At 71.6% G+C, this 15,835-nt stretch carries 15 protein-coding genes; 14 read left to right on the top strand and 1 reads right to left on the bottom strand.

Translation table 11 applies throughout. From position 1 onward, the window contains the following. Positions 1-200 precede the first annotated feature (200 nt). The 14 genes from LY13_RS16680 (at position 201) to LY13_RS16615 (ending at position 14,846) form a co-directional block, all read left to right on the top strand. Positions 201-1,049 carry a CoA transferase subunit A gene (locus LY13_RS16680; RefSeq protein WP_253829388.1) on the top strand — a complete coding sequence of 283 codons (849 nt, stop codon included), beginning with the start codon at positions 201-203 and terminating at the stop codon, positions 1,047-1,049. Between the two features lie 74 nt (positions 1,050-1,123). Beyond that, complete coding sequence (locus tag LY13_RS16675) at positions 1,124-1,855, top strand: CoA-transferase subunit beta (protein ID WP_253829415.1); 732 nt, start codon at positions 1,124-1,126, stop codon at positions 1,853-1,855. Then, positions 1,852-3,027 (top strand): thiolase family protein, encoded by a 1,176-nt coding sequence (locus LY13_RS16670; RefSeq protein ID WP_253829387.1) that lies wholly within the window; start codon positions 1,852-1,854, stop codon positions 3,025-3,027. Before LY13_RS16675 ends, LY13_RS16670 begins: the two co-directional genes overlap by 4 nt. 55 nt (positions 3,028-3,082) lie before the next feature. Further along, complete coding sequence (gene pcaD / locus LY13_RS16665; protein WP_253829386.1) at positions 3,083-3,850, top strand: 3-oxoadipate enol-lactonase; 768 nt, start codon at positions 3,083-3,085, stop codon at positions 3,848-3,850. Positions 3,851-3,876: 26 nt separating this feature from the next. After that, positions 3,877-4,764 carry an IclR family transcriptional regulator domain-containing protein gene (locus LY13_RS16660; protein ID WP_253829385.1) on the top strand — a complete coding sequence of 296 codons (888 nt, stop codon included), beginning with the start codon at positions 3,877-3,879 and terminating at the stop codon, positions 4,762-4,764. Next, a complete protein-coding gene (locus LY13_RS16655; protein ID WP_253829384.1) occupies positions 4,761-5,345 on the top strand; it encodes a nucleotidyltransferase family protein in 585 nt (194 codons plus the stop codon). Before LY13_RS16660 ends, LY13_RS16655 begins: the two co-directional genes overlap by 4 nt. A gap of 123 nt (positions 5,346-5,468) precedes the next feature. Beyond that, the gene (locus tag LY13_RS16650) at positions 5,469-6,335 is read left to right on the top strand and encodes an AAA family ATPase (RefSeq protein WP_253829414.1); all 867 of its coding nucleotides are present in this window, start codon (positions 5,469-5,471) and stop codon (positions 6,333-6,335) included. 56 nt (positions 6,336-6,391) lie between these two features. Next, complete coding sequence (locus tag LY13_RS16645) at positions 6,392-7,507, top strand: vWA domain-containing protein (protein WP_253829383.1); 1,116 nt, start codon at positions 6,392-6,394, stop codon at positions 7,505-7,507. Then, on the top strand, positions 7,500-8,624 hold the full coding sequence (locus LY13_RS16640; RefSeq protein ID WP_253829382.1) for an XdhC family protein: 1,125 nt from the start codon (positions 7,500-7,502) through the stop codon (positions 8,622-8,624). The genes LY13_RS16645 and LY13_RS16640 overlap by 8 nt, the downstream gene beginning before the upstream one ends. A gap of 293 nt (positions 8,625-8,917) precedes the next feature. Then, positions 8,918-9,451, top strand: coding sequence for a (2Fe-2S)-binding protein (locus LY13_RS16635; protein WP_253829381.1), 534 nt, complete (start codon positions 8,918-8,920; stop codon positions 9,449-9,451). After that, positions 9,448-11,889: a xanthine dehydrogenase family protein molybdopterin-binding subunit gene (locus LY13_RS16630; protein ID WP_253829380.1), complete on the top strand. Its 2,442-nt coding sequence runs from the start codon at positions 9,448-9,450 to the stop codon at positions 11,887-11,889. Before LY13_RS16635 ends, LY13_RS16630 begins: the two co-directional genes overlap by 4 nt. After that, complete coding sequence (locus tag LY13_RS16625; protein ID WP_253829379.1) at positions 11,886-12,740, top strand: FAD binding domain-containing protein; 855 nt, start codon at positions 11,886-11,888, stop codon at positions 12,738-12,740. The genes LY13_RS16630 and LY13_RS16625 overlap by 4 nt, the downstream gene beginning before the upstream one ends. 126 nt (positions 12,741-12,866) lie before the next feature. Beyond that, positions 12,867-13,682 carry an SRPBCC family protein gene (locus LY13_RS16620; protein WP_253829378.1) on the top strand — a complete coding sequence of 272 codons (816 nt, stop codon included), beginning with the start codon at positions 12,867-12,869 and terminating at the stop codon, positions 13,680-13,682. A 96-nt stretch (positions 13,683-13,778) separates the two neighbouring features. After that, a complete protein-coding gene (locus LY13_RS16615) occupies positions 13,779-14,846 on the top strand; it encodes an NAD(P)-binding domain-containing protein (protein ID WP_253829377.1) in 1,068 nt (355 codons plus the stop codon). A 118-nt stretch (positions 14,847-14,964) separates the two neighbouring features. Here the strand turns inward: LY13_RS16615 and LY13_RS16610 are convergent, their stop codons facing one another. After that, positions 14,965-15,561, bottom strand: coding sequence for a TetR/AcrR family transcriptional regulator (locus tag LY13_RS16610; protein WP_253829376.1), 597 nt, complete (start codon positions 15,559-15,561; stop codon positions 14,965-14,967). Between the last annotated feature and the right edge of the window lie 274 nt (positions 15,562-15,835).

Raw genomic sequence — 15,835 nt, 5'->3', positions numbered from 1 at the left:
CACCGTCGGCCGGACCCCGACCAGCGCCCCGCGAGCCCCTGCGGCCGCGGGGCGCTGTCGCGTTCGCGGCCGGTGCGGCGTGGGCGTGGCCGTCTGTTGACGACTCCACCGGCCTCCACGTATGTTCATATGAAGAACACACGTGCGCTATACGAACGCTGGCGGGAATCGCCGGCATCCGGTGAACGAGGTGGCAGAACGTGGCGGACATCGTGTCGCTGGCCGACGGCGTCGGCGAACTGGTGCACGACGGGGACGTCGTGGCACTCGAAGGATTCACACATCTGATCCCGCACGCGGCGGGACAGGAGATCATCCGGCAGGGACGGCAGGACCTGACTCTGGTCCGTATGACGCCGGACATCGTGTACGACCAGCTGATCGGCGCGGGGTGTGCGCGGAAGCTGATCTTCTCGTGGGGCGGCAACCCCGGTGTCGGTTCGCTGCACCGGTTCCGCGACGCGGTGCAGCACGCCTGGCCGGTGCCGCTGGAGATCGAGGAACACAGCCACGCGGGCATGGCCAACCGGTACGTCGCCGGTGCGTCCGGCCTGCCGTTCGCCGTGCTGCGCGGCTACCGCGGCACGGATCTGCCGGAGCACACGGCCACGATCAAGTGGATCACGTGCCCGTTCACCGGGGAGGAGCTCGCGGCCGTGCCCGCCATCAACCCCGACGTGTCGATCATCCACGCGCAGCGTGCCGACCGTGCGGGGAACGTGCAGATGTGGGGCCTGGTCGGTGTGCAGAAGGAGGCCGTGCTGGCCGCCGGGCGCAGTCTCGTGACGGTCGAGGAGGTCGTCGACGAACTCGAACCGGTCGCCGGACAGGTCGTGCTGCCGCACTGGGCCGTCACCGCCGTGGCCGAGGTGCCCCGCGGGGCGCACCCGTCGTACGCGCAGGGCTACTACGAGCGCGACAACGCCTACTACAAGTACTGGGACTCCATCGGGCGTGACCGCGACACCTTCCGGACCTGGGTCCGCGACGAGGTGCTCGCCGGACGGGACTCGGCCGATGCCGCAGGCGACAAGGAGGGTGTGCGATGACCGGGGCCGCGTCCACGACCGCTGCGTCGACGACCGCTGAATCAGGAGCGGAGCAGGACTACACGTCCGACGAGATGATGTCCATCGCCGCGGCCCGCGCGCTGGAGAACGGCAAGCGGTGTTTCGTCGGCATCGGCCTGCCGTCGACGGCGGCCAACGTCGCGCGCCGGACCCACGCCCCCGACCTGGTGCTGATCTACGAGTCCGGCACGCTCGGGTCCAAACCGGACGTGCTGCCGTCGTCGATCGGCGACGGGGTGCTGGCGGAGACGGCCGACGCCGTGATCGGCGTGCCCGAGGTGTTCAACTACTGGCTGCAGCCGGGGCGGATCGACGTCGGGTTCCTCGGCGCCGCACAGTTGGACAGATTCGGCAACATCAACACGACGGTCATCGGCGACGACTACGCCGACCCGAAGGTGCGGCTGCCCGGTGCGGGCGGTGCGCCGGAGATCGCCGCATCGTGTCACGAGGTCTTCGTCGTGGTGCGCCAGAGCGCGCGCAGCTTCGTCGAGAAGGTCGACTTCGTGACGTCGGTCGGTCACGGTTCGGGCAAGGGTGACCGGGAGCGGCTCGGCCTGCCGGGCGCAGGGCCGACGTTGGTGATCACCGACCTCGGCGTGCTGCGGCCGGATCCGGAGACCGCCGAGCTCGTCCTCACCCAACTGCACCCGGGCGTGGAGGTCGAGGACGTCCGCGCCGCGACCGGCTGGGATCTGACGGTCTCGCCCGAGCTGACCCGTACCGAGGCGCCGACCGCGGCCGAACTGTCCACGCTGCGCACCCTGAAGGAGGCCTCGCGGTGACCGACGTCTTCGTGCTCGATGCCGTCCGCACCCCGTTCGGCAAGTACACCGGTTCGCTGTCGGGTGTGCGGCCCGACGACCTGGCCGCGCACGTCCTGTCGGCGCTGCGGGAGCGCAGCGACGTCGATCCGGCCACAGTGGACGAAGTGCTGCTCGGCGACGCCAACCAGGCGGGTGAGGACAACCGCAACGTCGCCCGCATGGCCTCGCTGCTCGCCGGGTGGCCGACGGCGGTCCCCGGCAGCACGGTCAACCGCCTGTGCGGGTCCGGCCTGGACGCCGCGATGCAGGCGAGCCGGACGATCGCCGTGGGAGACGCGTCGCTGGTCGTGGCGGGCGGCGTCGAATCCATGAGCCGGGCGCCGTGGGTTCTCCAGAAACCCGAGAAGGCGTTCCCCGCGGGGAACCAGCAGCTGCACTCCACCACGCTCGGCTGGCGGATGGTGAATCCGCGGATGCCGGAGCAGTGGACGGTGTCGCTCGGTGAGTCGACCGAGCGTGTCGCCGAGCAGTACGCGATCTCGCGCGAGGCGCAGGACGAATTCGCCGTGCGCAGTCACGTGAACGCGGCGAAGGCGTGGGACAACGGCTTCTACGACACGCACGTCGTCCCGGTTCCCGGCACCGAACCGACACGGGACGAGGGCATCCGTCCGGATTCCACTGTGGACAAACTTGCGAAGCTCAAGCCCGCCTTCCGTGCGGACGGCACCATCACCGCGGGCAACGCCTCACCGCTCAACGACGGTGCGTCGGCGCTGCTGCTCGGCGACGGGGCGGGCGCCGACCGGGTCGGTGCCACTCCGTTGGCCCGCATCGCAGGCCGCGGCGCCGCGGGCGTGGACCCGGACGTGTTCGGCATCGGCCCGGTGCGTGCCGCGGAGATCGCGCTGCAGCGCGCCGGCATCGGCTGGGGCGACCTGGCCGCGGTGGAACTCAACGAGGCCTTCGCTGCACAATCGCTGGCGTGCCTGGCCGACTGGCCCGAGCTCGACCCGGACATCGTCAACGTCAACGGCGGCGCCATCGCGATCGGCCACCCGCTCGGTGCGTCCGGGGGAAGGATCCTCGGCACGCTCGCCCACGAGCTGCGGCGTCGCGGTGGCGGGTACGGTCTGGCCGCGATCTGCATCGGCGTCGGGCAGGGCCTGGCGGTCGTGCTCGAGGCCTGAACCGACGTGCTCGGGCCGGTCCCGGGCACCCGGAGTAGACAGCGAGGGAGAAGGCATGCAGGTGCACAGCGTGGTCGACGGACCCGCGGACGGCGACGTCGTCGTCCTGTCCGGGTCGATCGGGTCGAACCTGACGATGTGGGAGCCGCAGGTCGAGCCGCTGGTCCGGGAGGGTTACCGCGTCGTGCGGTACGACCACCGCGGGCACGGCCGCACCGCCGTGCCCGACGGTGACGCCACCATGGCCGACCTCGGCGGAGACGTGCTCGAACTGTTCGACACGCTCGGCGTGGACCGGGCGCACTTCGTCGGACTGTCACTCGGCGGCATGACGGGGATGTGGCTCGCCACGTACGCGCCCGAGCGGCTGCGCAGCCTCGTGCTGTGCTGCACGTCGGCGAAGCTCGGCACCCCCGAGTCGTGGTTCGAACGGGGTCGTACCGCGCGGGAGCAGGGCATGACGGCGATCGCCGACGGCAGCATCGAACGTTGGTTCACCCCGGACTGGCTGGCCTCCCATCCGCAGGAGCGGCGCGAGTACCACCACATGACGGCGGCGACGCCCGCGGGCGGGTACGCCGCGTGCTGCCACGCCATCGCGACGATGGACCTGCTCGACGGGTTGCCGTCGATCCCGGTGCCGACGCTGGTGATCGCGGGCGCCGACGATCCGGCGACGCCGCCCGAGGGGCACGGCGACGTCATCGCCGGGGCCGTGCCGGACGCGCGGCTCGAGGTCGTGCCCGGAGCAGCGCATCTCGGCAACGTCGAACAGCCGGAACGGTTCACCGAGCTGATCACCACGCACCTCGCGAAGGCGTGAGCCGCTCGGGCTAGGTTGGGTCTCCTATGGATGGAGCAGCAGCCGCCGAGGCGGAGGGTGGAGACACGGCCGACGGCGAGGACACGACGGGCGCCGAGCTCTCGCCGGACGGGGGTGAGCGCGGCAGGGGCACGCATCACGTGCAGTCGCTGGAACGCGGCCTGGCCGTCATCACCGCGTTCGGCCCGGCGACGCCCCAGCTGACGTTGAGCGAGGTCGCGAAAGCCACGGGACTGACCCGCGCGGCCGCCCGCCGCTTCCTGCTCACACTCGTCGACCTCGGTTACGTCCGCAGCGACGGCAGGCAGTTCTCGCTCACCGCCAAGGTGCTCGAGCTCGGCTACTCGTTCCTGTCCGGACTGTCGCTGCCGGGACTGGCCCAGCCCCACCTGGAACGGCTGTCGGCCGAGGTCAGCGAGTCGAGTTCGATGTCGGTGCTCGAGGGCCCCGACATCGTGTACGTCGCGCGCGTGGCCGTGTCACGGATCATGGCGGTCACGATCAGCGTCGGCACGCGGTTCCCGGCCCACGCCACGTCGATGGGACACGTGCTGCTCGCCGGGCTGTCCGACGAGGCACTGGAGGCCTACGCGGGCACGGCCACGTTCGACCGGTTCACCGACCGCACCACCGACTCGGCCGCTGCGCTGCGCGCCGAGCTCGCCGGCGTACGAGAGGCGGGATACGCACTCGTCGACCAGGAACTGGAGGACGGCCTGCGGTCGATCGCGGTGCCCGTCCACGGCGCGGACGGGGCGGTCGCCGCCGCCGTGAACCTGTCGACCCACGCGTCCCGCCGTAGCCCGGAGGCGATGCGGGCCGAACTGCTGCCGCCGCTGCGGGAGGCTGCGCGCGGCATCGAGGCCGACCTGCTCGCCGCCGCACCACCCCGCACGGGATCGCCCCGCGCATGAGCGGCCAGCGCACGACCGCCGGCCTGCTGCTCGCGGCGGGACAGGGGAGCCGCTTCGGCATGCCCAAGGCCCTTGCGACACACCGCGGTGCGGCCCTCGTGACGCGTGCGGCGGACCTGCTGCTCGACGGCGGCTGCGATCCGGTCGTCGTCGTCCTCGGCGCACGGGCGGAGGCCGCGCGTCCGCTGGTGCCCGACGGGGCGCGAGTGGTCGTCGCCGACGACTGGGCCGAGGGTATGGGGGCCTCCCTGCGGGCGGGACTGCGCGCGCTCGCCGACGTCGACCCGCCCCCGGACGCGGCGCTCGTGCACCTGGTCGACCTGCCCGACGTCGGCGCGGACGTCGTCATGCGGATGCGTGCCAGGGCGAGCACCGACGTCGTCGCCCGTGCCGCGTACGCGGGCGCGCCCGGGCATCCCGTGCTGTTCGGCCGTCGCTGGTGGGCCGAGATCGCCGCGCAGGCCTGCGGCGACAGGGGTGCCCGCGACTGGCTGCGCCCCCGCGACGACGTGCGGCTCGTCGACTGCGGCGACATCGGCGGCGGGCGTGACGCCGACACGCCCGAGCTGCTCGACCCGTAAGAGGGTTGCCGTCATCGGCCGGGAAGTGCCTAGGGTGAGGACGTGACAAGCGAACCCGCCGCGGGCGGCACCGCCGCCGGAACAGCCCGCACCGCCTCGTCCGCAGGGCCCGACCCGTCCTCCGTGTCGTCGCCTGCCAAGTTGTCGGCGCTGCTCGCCGACATCGGGTACCTCGCCGACGACGGTGTCGCCACGGCCGCGTTCCTGTCCCTGCGCATGGGCAAGCCGCTGTTCTGCGAAGGCGAACCCGGCACGGGAAAGACGTCGCTCGCCGTGGCACTGTCGGAGAGTCTCGAGCTGCCCTTGGTGCGGCTGCAGTGTCACGAGGGCATCGACGCGGCGCAGGCGCTGTACGAGTGGGACTTTCCGCGGCAGCTGCTGCACCTGCGCGCGCTCGAGGCCGCCGAGGGCGGCAGGCTGAACGTCGACGACGCCGAGCAGTCGCTGTACACCGAGCGATTCCTGCTCGCCCGGCCGCTGCTGACGGCGCTGCGCTCGTCGCCGTGCGTACTGCTCGTCGACGAGATCGACCGCGCCGACGACGAGTTCGAGGCGTTCCTGCTGCAACTGCTCGACGAGAACACGGTGACGATTCCCGAGTACGGCGAGGTTCGCGCCGCGCAGCCGCCCCTCGTCGTGCTCACGTCCAACCGCACCCGTGAGGTGCACGACGCGCTCAAACGCCGCTGCCTGTACCACTGGCTCGAACACCCGGACCTGTCGCGGGAGATCGCGATCCTGCGGGCACGGGTGCCCGGGATCGGCCGGCGGCTCGCCGAGCAGATCGCGGAGACGCTGCAGCGGCTCCGCACGATGGAACTGCTCAAGCCTCCGGGCGTCGCGGAGGCGCTCGACTGGGCCAACGCGCTACGCGCGCTGGGGCGTGACGAACTCGACGCGGAGTCCGCGGCCACCACGCTCGGCGCGGTGCTCAAGTTCAGCGAGGACCTCGACCGGGTTCGCGCGAGGCTCGACGCGGTCCTCGGTTGAGGTGACGCCCGCTGTCGGCACTCGGCCGCCGGGCGCGGGCGGTGCATGATGGACGTATGGCCGAAACGGACGTGACCGATCCGCTGCCGGGCCTGGTCGGGTTCACGACGGCGTTGCGCGAGGCGGGCCTGCCCTGCGACCGGCACCGCGTGCGCACGTATCTCGACGCCGTCGAGCGGGTCGACGTCGGCGACGCCACCCAGCTGTACTGGGCGGGCAGGGTGACGCTGTGTGCCGATCCCGACGACCTGCCGCGGTACGACCAGGCCTTCGCGAGCTGGTTCGGCGGCGCAGACCAGGACGCGGGTGGCATGCCGGTGCGCAGGGAGCAGCGCGCCCGCATCGCACCGCTGTCCGACGACGGGGACGGCGAAGGCGACACCGAGGCGGGCGAACAGCTCAGCGTCGCCGCCAGCGACGTCGAGCTGCTGCGCGACCGCGACCTGGGGGAGCTGTCGGACGCCGAACGCCGCCACCTGCGCGAGCTGTTCCGGACGTTGCGGCCGGTGTCGCCGCGCCGGCGGTCCTCCCGGCTGCGGTCGGCGCACCGGGGCAGGCTCGATCCACGGCGCACGTTCCGCGCGATGATCGCCGCCGGTGGCGAACCCGCGCGGCTGGCGTACGCGCGCAGGCGCACCCGGCCGCGGCGGGTCGTGCTGCTCGTGGACGTGTCCGGTTCGATGAAGCCCTACGCCGACTCGCTGTTGCGGTTCGCGCACGTCGTCGTCCGCAGCGCCCCCGCCGACGTGGAGGCGTTCACCCTCGGCACGCGGCTGACCCGGGTGTCGAGGGCGTTGCGGCAGCGCGACCCGGAGCGGGCGATGCTCGCCGCGGGGGAGGCCGTCGCCGACTTCGCGGGCGGCACCCGGCTCGGCGAGACGCTCCGCGTGTTCCTCGACCGGTGGGGCCAGCGTGGCCTGGCCCGGCGGGCCGTCGTCGTGGTGTTCTCCGACGGTTGGGAACGCGGCGACACGGCGCTGCTCGGGGAGCAGATGGCACGGCTGCGGAGGTTGGCGCACAGCGTGTTGTGGGTGAACCCGCACGCGGGCCGGGACGGGTACGAGCCGGTGCAGTCCGGCATCGCCGCAGCGTTGCCGCACGTCGACCGGTTACTGGCGGGGCACAGCCTGGCCACGTTGGAACGACTGTTGCGGGAGGTCCGAGATGCATGACGTGCTGGACGAGGTGCACCGCCGGTGGGAAGCGGGGGAGACGGTCGGCGTCGGCACCGTGGTCGCGACCTTCTCGTCGGCCCCCCGCGCGCCCGGGGCGGCGATGCTGGTGGGCGGTGACGGCGAAGCGGTCGGCAGCGTGTCCGGCGGTTGTGTCGAGGGGGCGGTCTACGAACTCGCGCAACAGGTGATCGCCGACGGCGATCCGGTGCTGCAGCGCTACGGCGTCAGCGACGACGATGCGTTCGCCGTGGGCCTGACCTGCGGCGGCATCATCGACATCTTCGTCGAGCGGATCGACCGGGACTCGATGCCGGACCTGCCGGAGCTCGTCGCCTCGGTGCGGGACGGCAGGCCGGTGGCGTTGGTGACCACGATCGAGCATTCCGACGCCGCGTTACGGGGCAGGCGGATGCTGGTGTGGCCGGAGGAGGCCCGCGGCGGGCTGGGATCGGACCGCATCGACGACGCGGTCCTGGACGACGCGCGCGGCATGCTCGCGGGCGGTCGTTCCGGAACGCTGCACTACGGACCGGACGGCCAGCGGCGCGGCGAGGGGATGTCGGTGTTCGTCAACACCTTCGAGCCGCCGCCGCGGATGCTCGTGTTCGGTGCGATCGACTTCGCCGCGGCGATGGCGCGCATGGGCGCCTACCTCGGCTACGAGGTGACGGTCTGCGACGCGCGCCCGGTGTTCGCGACGACGACGCGGTTCCCCGAGGCCGACGAGGTGATCGTCGACTGGCCGCACCGGTACCTGAAGGCCGAGGCCGACGCGGGCCGGCTCGACCGGCGCACCGTGATCGCCGTGCTCACGCACGACCCGAAGTTCGACGTGCCGGTGCTCGAGGTCGCACTACGCCTCGACGTCGGTTACGTGGGCGCGATGGGCTCGCGGCGCACGCACGACGACCGGCTGGCCCGCCTGCGCGAGGCCGGACTGACCGATGCGGAGCTCAAACGGCTCGCCTCGCCGATCGGGCTGGACCTCGGTGCGCGGACACCCGAGGAGACCGCGGTGTCGATCGCGGCCGAGATCATCGCGCTGAAGTGGGGTGGCGGCGGTCGCAGGCTGACCGACGTCGACGGGCGGATCCACACCGAACAGCAGCGCTGACGACGCGCCGGACGGCACACGTCCGACTGCGGGGAGTGGGCTACCGGCAGTGGCGCGAACGGACCCTTCGTACCGCCGATCGGGGGATACGTGCTGCGGCCGCATCGCGGTCTTCCAGGTCGAACTCCGCCGAACGGGGAAATCACCCGGACGCGCACCCAAGATCGGGGTTGTCGAGCGAGGGCAGACGTAGCAGGCTCGAGTGTGAAGCCGATCACCTAGGCGGCGGTCGGCTCCGGCCGTTCCACGCGGCCCGTCCACACCCGGCGGACCGAGCCACCACAGGAGGCCCCATGCGCATCACCGTCACCGTCGACGGGACCGGCTACACGGACGAAGTCGAACCGCGAACCCTGCTCGTACACCACTTGCGGGAGAAGCTCGGCAAGACCGGAACCGTCGTCGGCTGCGACACGAGTAACTGCGGCGCCTGCACCGTGCATCTGAACGGGCAGAGCGTGAAGTCCTGTTCGGTACTGGCCGTGCAGGCGGACGGCTGCGAGGTCACCACGGTGGAGGGACTCGCCCGTGACGGGCAGCTCCACCCGGTGCAGCAGGCCTTCCGCGACAACCACGCGTTGCAGTGCGGGTTCTGCACCCCGGGCATGATCATGCAGTCGATCGATCTGCTGGCCGACAATCCCGATCCCGACGAGGAAGCCGTCCGCGAAGGACTCGAAGGCAACCTCTGCCGCTGCACCGGCTACCAGAACATCGTCCGTGCCGTGCGCGACGCGGCGGGGCACATGCGGCCGGGGGCGGGCCCGGAGGCCGAACAGGTCTCCGACGCCGAGCGCACCACGACGGGTGTCGGAGGTGACGCATGACCGCCATGGCCGAACCGGAGGTCGGCAGGGCGCGCGTCCGGAAGGAGGACGAGCGCCTCATCACCGGCCGTACCCGCTGGACCGACAACATCGCGCTGCCGGGCCTGGTCCACATGGCCTTCCTGCGCAGTCCGACGGCGCACGCGCGGATCACCGCCATCGACACGTCGGCGGCCAAGGAGATGCCGGGCGTGATCGCGGTGTACACGGGTGACGACCTCGACCCGGGCGGCGAGGTCGGCATGCCCAACGCGTGGCCGATCACCCCGGACCAGAAGACGCCGCGCCGGCCGATGCTCGCGCAGGGCACGGTGAACTTCGCGGGTGAAGCGGTCGCGGTGGTGATCGCGCGCAGTGCCGCCGAGGCCGAGGACGCGCTGGCCGAGATCGACGTCGACTACGACGACCTGCCCGTCGTGCTCGGGGTCGACGACGCGGTCGCCGACGGCGCTCCGCTCGTGCACGAGGACATGGGCACGAACACGAGCGCCGAGTGGATCTTCGACTCCGCGGAGGCCGGCTCCGGTGGCGACGTGCAGCAGGCCATCAGCAGCTCCGAGGTGGTCGTCACGCGGCGTTTCCGCCAGCAGCGGCTGGTGCCCGCCTTCATGGAGCCGCGATCGGTCGTCGTGGATCCGACGGCACCCCAGCTGACGATGTGGTCGGCCACGCAGGTGCCGCACATTCTCAAGACGATGGTGGCGATGACGCTCGGCCTGCCGGAACACCAGGTGCGCGTGATCGCCCCCGACGTGGGCGGGGGCTTCGGCGGCAAGCTCGCGGTGACCCCGGAGGAGTGCGCCGCGGTGGTCGTGGCGCAGAAGCTCGGCAAACCCGTGAAGTGGACCGAGTCGCGTTCCGAGACGATGGTGTCCGCCCATCACGGCCGTGACCAGATGCAGGACATCACGATCTCGGCCTCCCGGGACGGCACCATCACGGGACTGAAGGTCGACCTGCTCGCCGACATGGGCGCCTACCTCGGCATCGTCGGTGGCGGTGTCCCGGTGCTGGGCGCGTTCATGTTCAACGCGATCTACAAGATCCCGGCCTACCGCTTCTCCTGCACCACGGTGTTCACCAACACCACGCTCACCGACGCCTACCGCGGCGCGGGCAGGCCGGAGGCGACGTTCGCCATCGAACGCATCATGGACGAGCTCGCGGCCGAGCTCGGCATGGACCCGATGGAGCTGCGCGAGAAGAACTGGATCAAACACGACGAGTTCCCGTACACCACGGTCTCGACGCTGACCTACGACTCGGGCAACTACGAGGCCGCGACCGCCAAGGCGATGCAGCTGTTCGACTACGACGGGCTGCGCCGCGAACAACGCGAACGCCGGGAACGCGGAGACCGGGTTCAGCTCGGCATCGGCATCTCGACGTTCACCGAGATGTGCGGCCTCGCGCCGTCCCGGGTGCTCGGCTCGCTCGACTACGGTGCCGGCGGTTGGGAGCACGCGGCCATCCGCATGCTGCCGACCGGCAAGGTCGAAGTGGTCACGGGTGCCTCCCCGCACGGCCAGGGACACGAGACGGCGTGGAGCCAGATCGTCGCCGACCAGCTCGGCGTGGGATTCGACGACATCGAGATCCTGCACGGCGACACGCAGTCCTCGCACAAGGGCCTCGACACCTACGGTTCGCGGTCGCTGACCGTCGGCGGTATCGCCGTGGTTAAGGCCGCGGAGAAGGTGATCGCCAAGGCCCGGAAGGTCGCCGCGCACCTGATGGAGGCCTCCGAGGACGACCTCGAGTTCGCCGACGGCAAGTTCACCGTCCGCGGCACGGACACCTCGACGGCCATCCAGGACGTGGCACTCGCGGTGTTCGCGGCGCACGACCTGCCGGAGGGCGTGGAGCCCACATTGGACTCCGAGGCCGTGTTCGACCCGGAGAACTTCTCGTTCCCCCACGGCACGCACCTGTGCGCGACGGAGGTCGACACCGAGACCGGTCGGGTGCGGCTGCGCTCGTACGTCTGCGTCGACGACATCGGCAAGGTCATCAACCCCCTGATCGTCGAAGGGCAGATGCACGGCGGGCTGGCGCAGGGCGTCGCCCAGGCGCTGTTCGAGGAAGCGGTGTACGACGAGTTCGGCACGCTCACGTCGGGCACGTTCGCCGACTATCTGGTGCCGTCGACGATGGATCTGCCGTCGTTCACCACCGACCGCACCGAGACGGCCGCGACGTCGAACCCGCTCGGCGTCAAGGGCGTCGGGGAGGCGGGCACCATCGCCTCGACCCCGGCCGTGGTCAACGCGGTCGTCGACGCGGTGCGACACCACGGTGTCGACGACATCGAGATGCCCCTCAGCCCGATGCGCGTGTGGCGTGCCGTCCACAAGGGCGACGCCGCGGCGGGTGGCCCGGGAGCCGAGGCCGGTGGCGGACTCGGCTCGATCGACTCAGCACACGGAGGTGCGCAGTGATCCCCGCTCCGTTCGACTACGTAGCCCCGTCCACTGTGGATGAGGCGGTGCGTGCGCTCGCCGACGCGGGCGAGGACGCCAAGGTGCTGGCAGGCGGGCAGAGCCTGCTGCCCGTACTGCGCATGCGCCTCGCCGCTCCGACCACGGTCGTGGATCTCGGCAAGATCGGCGAGCTGAAGGGGGTGCGCGACGAGGGTGACGCCGTCGTGATCGGTGCGATGACCACGCACTACGACGTGCAGCGTGATCCGCTGGTGCACGACCACGCGTTGTTGCTGGCCAGGGCGACGGACACGGTCGCCGACCCGCAGGTGCGGCACCGTGGCACGTTCGGCGGTTCGTTGGCGCACGCCGACCCCGCGGGTGACCTGCTCGCGCCGGCTCTGGCGCTGGACGCGGAGATGGTCGTCCAGGGAACCGGTGGCCGCCGCACCGTGTCGGCCGCGGAGTTCTTCCAGGACTTCTTCACGACGTCGCTGGCACCGGAGGACATCCTCGTGGAGGTGCGGGTGCCGAAGCACACGGGCTGGTCGGCGCACTACGAGAAGTTCAACCGGGTGGCGCAGGCGTGGTCGATGGTCGCGGTGGCGGCCACGGTCCGCGCCGAGGGCGGCACGATCGCCGAGGCTCGGATCGGGCTGACCAACATGGCCTCCATTCCGGTGCGGGCGACCGCGGTGGAACAGGCGCTCGTGGGCAGGTCGGCCGATGCCGAGACGATCCGTGCCGCCGCCGAACACGCCGCGGAAGGCACGAGCCCGACCGTCGACGGCAACGCCGACGTCGAGTACCGCCAGCACCTGGCCAAGGTGTTGACGGGACGTGCCGTCGAGTCGGCGATGGCCGGCTGAACACCGTGACCGCCAGGGCACCGCGGGCCGGCGACCGGTCCGCGGTGCCCTCGCGGTTCGCGGTGGTGGCAATCCGAAGACGAAGGCGCACCGAGCGCAGGCATCATCGAGGAAGGAGGTCGGCCCGTGCGGCTGGACCACGAATTCACCGTCCCGGCACCCATCGACGAGGTGTGGCAGGCGATCATCGACCCGGAGCGCGTGGCGCCGTGCATGCCCGGGGCCACGCTGACGTCCGTCGAGGGCGACACGTTCAAGGGCACGGTGAAGGTCAAGCTGGGCCCGGTCTCCCTGCTCTACAAGGGCAGTGGGGAGTTCCTCGAGAAGAACGAGGCGTCCCGGGAGATCACGATCAAGGCCTCCGGCAAGGATTCAAGAGGCGCGGGCACGGCCTCGGCCAACGTCACCGTGACCCTGACAGGTGAGGGCGGCAGCACGAAGGGCACGGTCGCCACGGACCTGAACGTCACCGGTAAGCCCGCCCAGTTCGGCCGCGGCATGATCTCCGAGGTGGGCGGCAAGATCCTCGACAGCTTCGCCGAGAACCTGTCGGCAGAACTGGGATCGGACTCCTCGAGCTCGTCGGACTCTTCGAATTCGTCGGAGTCGGCAGGTACGTCCGGCTCGTCCGGCACCGGCGGCGGTTCGGCGGGTGCCGCGGCGCCGTCGGGCCGGGACACGACCCCGGGTGCCGGAGCCGGCTCGGCCATCGCGAGCGGCGCGGCCGCGGCGTCGCCACCGCCGGACCCGGAGAAGCCGCAGCTCGAGTCGGTCAAACCCGGCGGCGGCCAGGAGGCCGAGGCCATCGACCTGTTCGACTACGCGGGCGCGTCGGTCGCCAAACGTGCCGCACCGGTCATCGGCGGTCTCGTCGCCCTGGTCGGCGTGATCGCGATCATCCGCCTGCTGTGCGGGAAGAAGCAGGGCGGCACCGACACCTGACCGGCCCGGAGCGGCCCGGAGCGGGCCGGAGCGGGCCGCGTGCGCCACACGGGCGTGTGCGGAATGAAGCGGCCCGGTCGCGGGGTTGCACCGGGTATGCGGGTCGATCACACCGTGGACGTCGCCGTCATCGGCGCGGGGCAGGCGGGGTTGTCGGCGGCCTATTTCCTCCGGCGGGCCGGCCTCGCACCGGAGACCGGCTTCGTCGTCCTCGACCACGCGAAACGGGCTGGCGGGGCGTGGCAGTACCGGTGGCCGTCGTTGCGGCTCGGCAGGGTGCACGGACTGCACGACCTGCCCGGCCTGCCGCTCGGTGACGCCGACGGAGACAGACCCGCCTCGGAGGTCGTCAGCGAGTACTTCGCCCGCTACGAACGCACCTTCGACCTGCCGGTGCACCGGCCCGCCGACGTGCGTTCCGTGCGCTACGCCGACGACGAGCGGAGCGGCTTCCTCGTCGACACGCCCACCGAGACGTGGTCGGCCCGCGGGGTCGTGAACGCGACCGGGACGTGGGACCGCCCGTTCCGGCCGTGGTATCCGGGCCGCGACACGTTCGCAGGCAGGCAGTTGCACACCGCCGACTTCACCGGGGCCGAGGAGTTTCGGGGCCGTCGTGTCGTGGTCGTCGGAGGGGGTAGCTCCGCGGTGCAGCAGCTGTTGGAGATCGCCCCGGTCGCCGCGGCCACGACGTGGGTCACGCGCAATCCGCCCGTGTTCCGCGACGAGGAGTTCACGCCCGAGTACGGCCGCGAGGTCGTCGCTGCGGTGGACGCACGTGTCCGCGAGGGCAGGCCGCCGCGCAGCGTCGTCAGCGTGACCGGCCTGATGCTCACGCCGGAGGTCCGCGCCGCGCGAGAGGCGGGGGTGCTCGACCGCAGGCCGATGTTCGAGCGCCTCACGCCCTGTGGTGTGGCCTGGGCGGACGGCACCGAAGAGCCCGCCGACGTCATTCTGTGGGCCACCGGGTTCAGGGCGGCCCTCGACCACTTCGCGCCGCTGGGCCTGCGGGAACGCGGCGGCGGCATCAGGATGAACGGCACCGAGGTCGTCGCCGAGCCGCGGGTGCAGCTCGTCGGCTACGGTCCGTCCGCGAGCACGGTCGGTGCGAGCCGGGCCGGCCGCTCGGCGGTTCGCGGCCTGCGGAGTGTCCTGGCGTTCTGACCAGGGGGAACGAGAGGGGCGTGCGCCGGAAGGGCACTGCTCGCCGAACCGGAACTTGCCGAGCCGGGACATCAGCGTCGCTGACCGGCTGAGTGGTGCCTCGGCACATGGCCGGTGCTCACCCCGGATCGTCGGTGGGAGTGAGCAGAGCGCGCGCCGCCGCCGTGGCGGTAGTGACGGTCCGGGCGGGCGGCGTGTCATCTCGGGAGAGGTGGCGGTGCACCGTCGCGTAGGGCAGGTCGACCAGCACGAGCAGCAGCTCGTCCTTCGAACGACGCGTGGCGGCGCGCAGGGTTCGACACGCCGCCTGCAATGCTTGCCGTAGTTCGCGTTCGGACCGCTCGCTGGCCGCGCGGTCCGGCTCAGGCCACGTGCCGGTGTCGAACGCCCGCTTGCCCGCGTGGAGCACGTGCGCCTCCGCTGGGTGGTCCCGGCACCAGCGCACGACGTGCGCCACCGCGGCCACCGCGCCCTCTACGGGCGGCGTGCGGCGGAGCTGTTCTAGGTAGCCGGCCTGGAACCGGTCGACGGTCCGGGTCCACATCGCGGCCAGCAGCGCCGGCCGGTCGGCGAAGCGGTGGTACAGCGAGCCGCTCGGCGCGCCCGCCGCACGTGCGACGGCCGACATCGTCACCGCCCGCGTGCCGCCGTCGGCGAAGAGTCGGACCGCGGCATCGAGGAAATCGTCGCGGGTGTGCAGTTCGGGTCTGCCCATGTTGTAGAGATTATGTTCTAGTACGGTTTTAGGGACAGTTCTCTACAACCGATGTCCGCCGATGGTGGACGAGGAAGGGCTTCGGATGCTTCACAACCTTCACGCGCGGGTACTGCCGGCCCGCGAGGCGGAGGTCGGCGCACTGCTGGACGGGCTCAGCGGAACGCGGGATCGCCTGTGGCCACACGATGACTGGCCGCCGATGACGTTCGAAGGGCCCCTGTGGGTCGGCGCGAGCGGGGGCCACGGCCCCGTCCGCTACCGGGTGGAAGCC

This window comes from Prauserella aidingensis (genome assembly GCF_024171865.1).
Classification (GTDB): domain Bacteria; phylum Actinomycetota; class Actinomycetes; order Mycobacteriales; family Pseudonocardiaceae; genus Prauserella; species Prauserella aidingensis.
Note: the sequence above shows the minus strand (reverse complement) of the source record. Positions and strands in the feature narration are given on the sequence as shown.

Coding starts and splice junctions, on each gene's coding strand:
- LY13_RS16675 (WP_253829415.1), top strand. CDS start 1,124: ATGATGTCCATCGCCGCGGCCCGCGCGCTGGAGAACGGCAAGCGGTGT.
- pcaD (WP_253829386.1), top strand. CDS start 3,083: ATGCAGGTGCACAGCGTGGTCGACGGACCCGCGGACGGCGACGTCGTC.
- LY13_RS16660 (WP_253829385.1), top strand. CDS start 3,877: ATGGATGGAGCAGCAGCCGCCGAGGCGGAGGGTGGAGACACGGCCGAC.
- LY13_RS16655 (WP_253829384.1), top strand. CDS start 4,761: ATGAGCGGCCAGCGCACGACCGCCGGCCTGCTGCTCGCGGCGGGACAG.
- LY13_RS16645 (WP_253829383.1), top strand. CDS start 6,392: ATGGCCGAAACGGACGTGACCGATCCGCTGCCGGGCCTGGTCGGGTTC.
- LY13_RS16640 (WP_253829382.1), top strand. CDS start 7,500: ATGCATGACGTGCTGGACGAGGTGCACCGCCGGTGGGAAGCGGGGGAG.
- LY13_RS16635 (WP_253829381.1), top strand. CDS start 8,918: ATGCGCATCACCGTCACCGTCGACGGGACCGGCTACACGGACGAAGTC.
- LY13_RS16630 (WP_253829380.1), top strand. CDS start 9,448: ATGACCGCCATGGCCGAACCGGAGGTCGGCAGGGCGCGCGTCCGGAAG.
- LY13_RS16615 (WP_253829377.1), top strand. CDS start 13,779: ATGCGGGTCGATCACACCGTGGACGTCGCCGTCATCGGCGCGGGGCAG.
- LY13_RS16610 (WP_253829376.1), bottom strand. CDS start 15,561: ATGGGCAGACCCGAACTGCACACCCGCGACGATTTCCTCGATGCCGCG.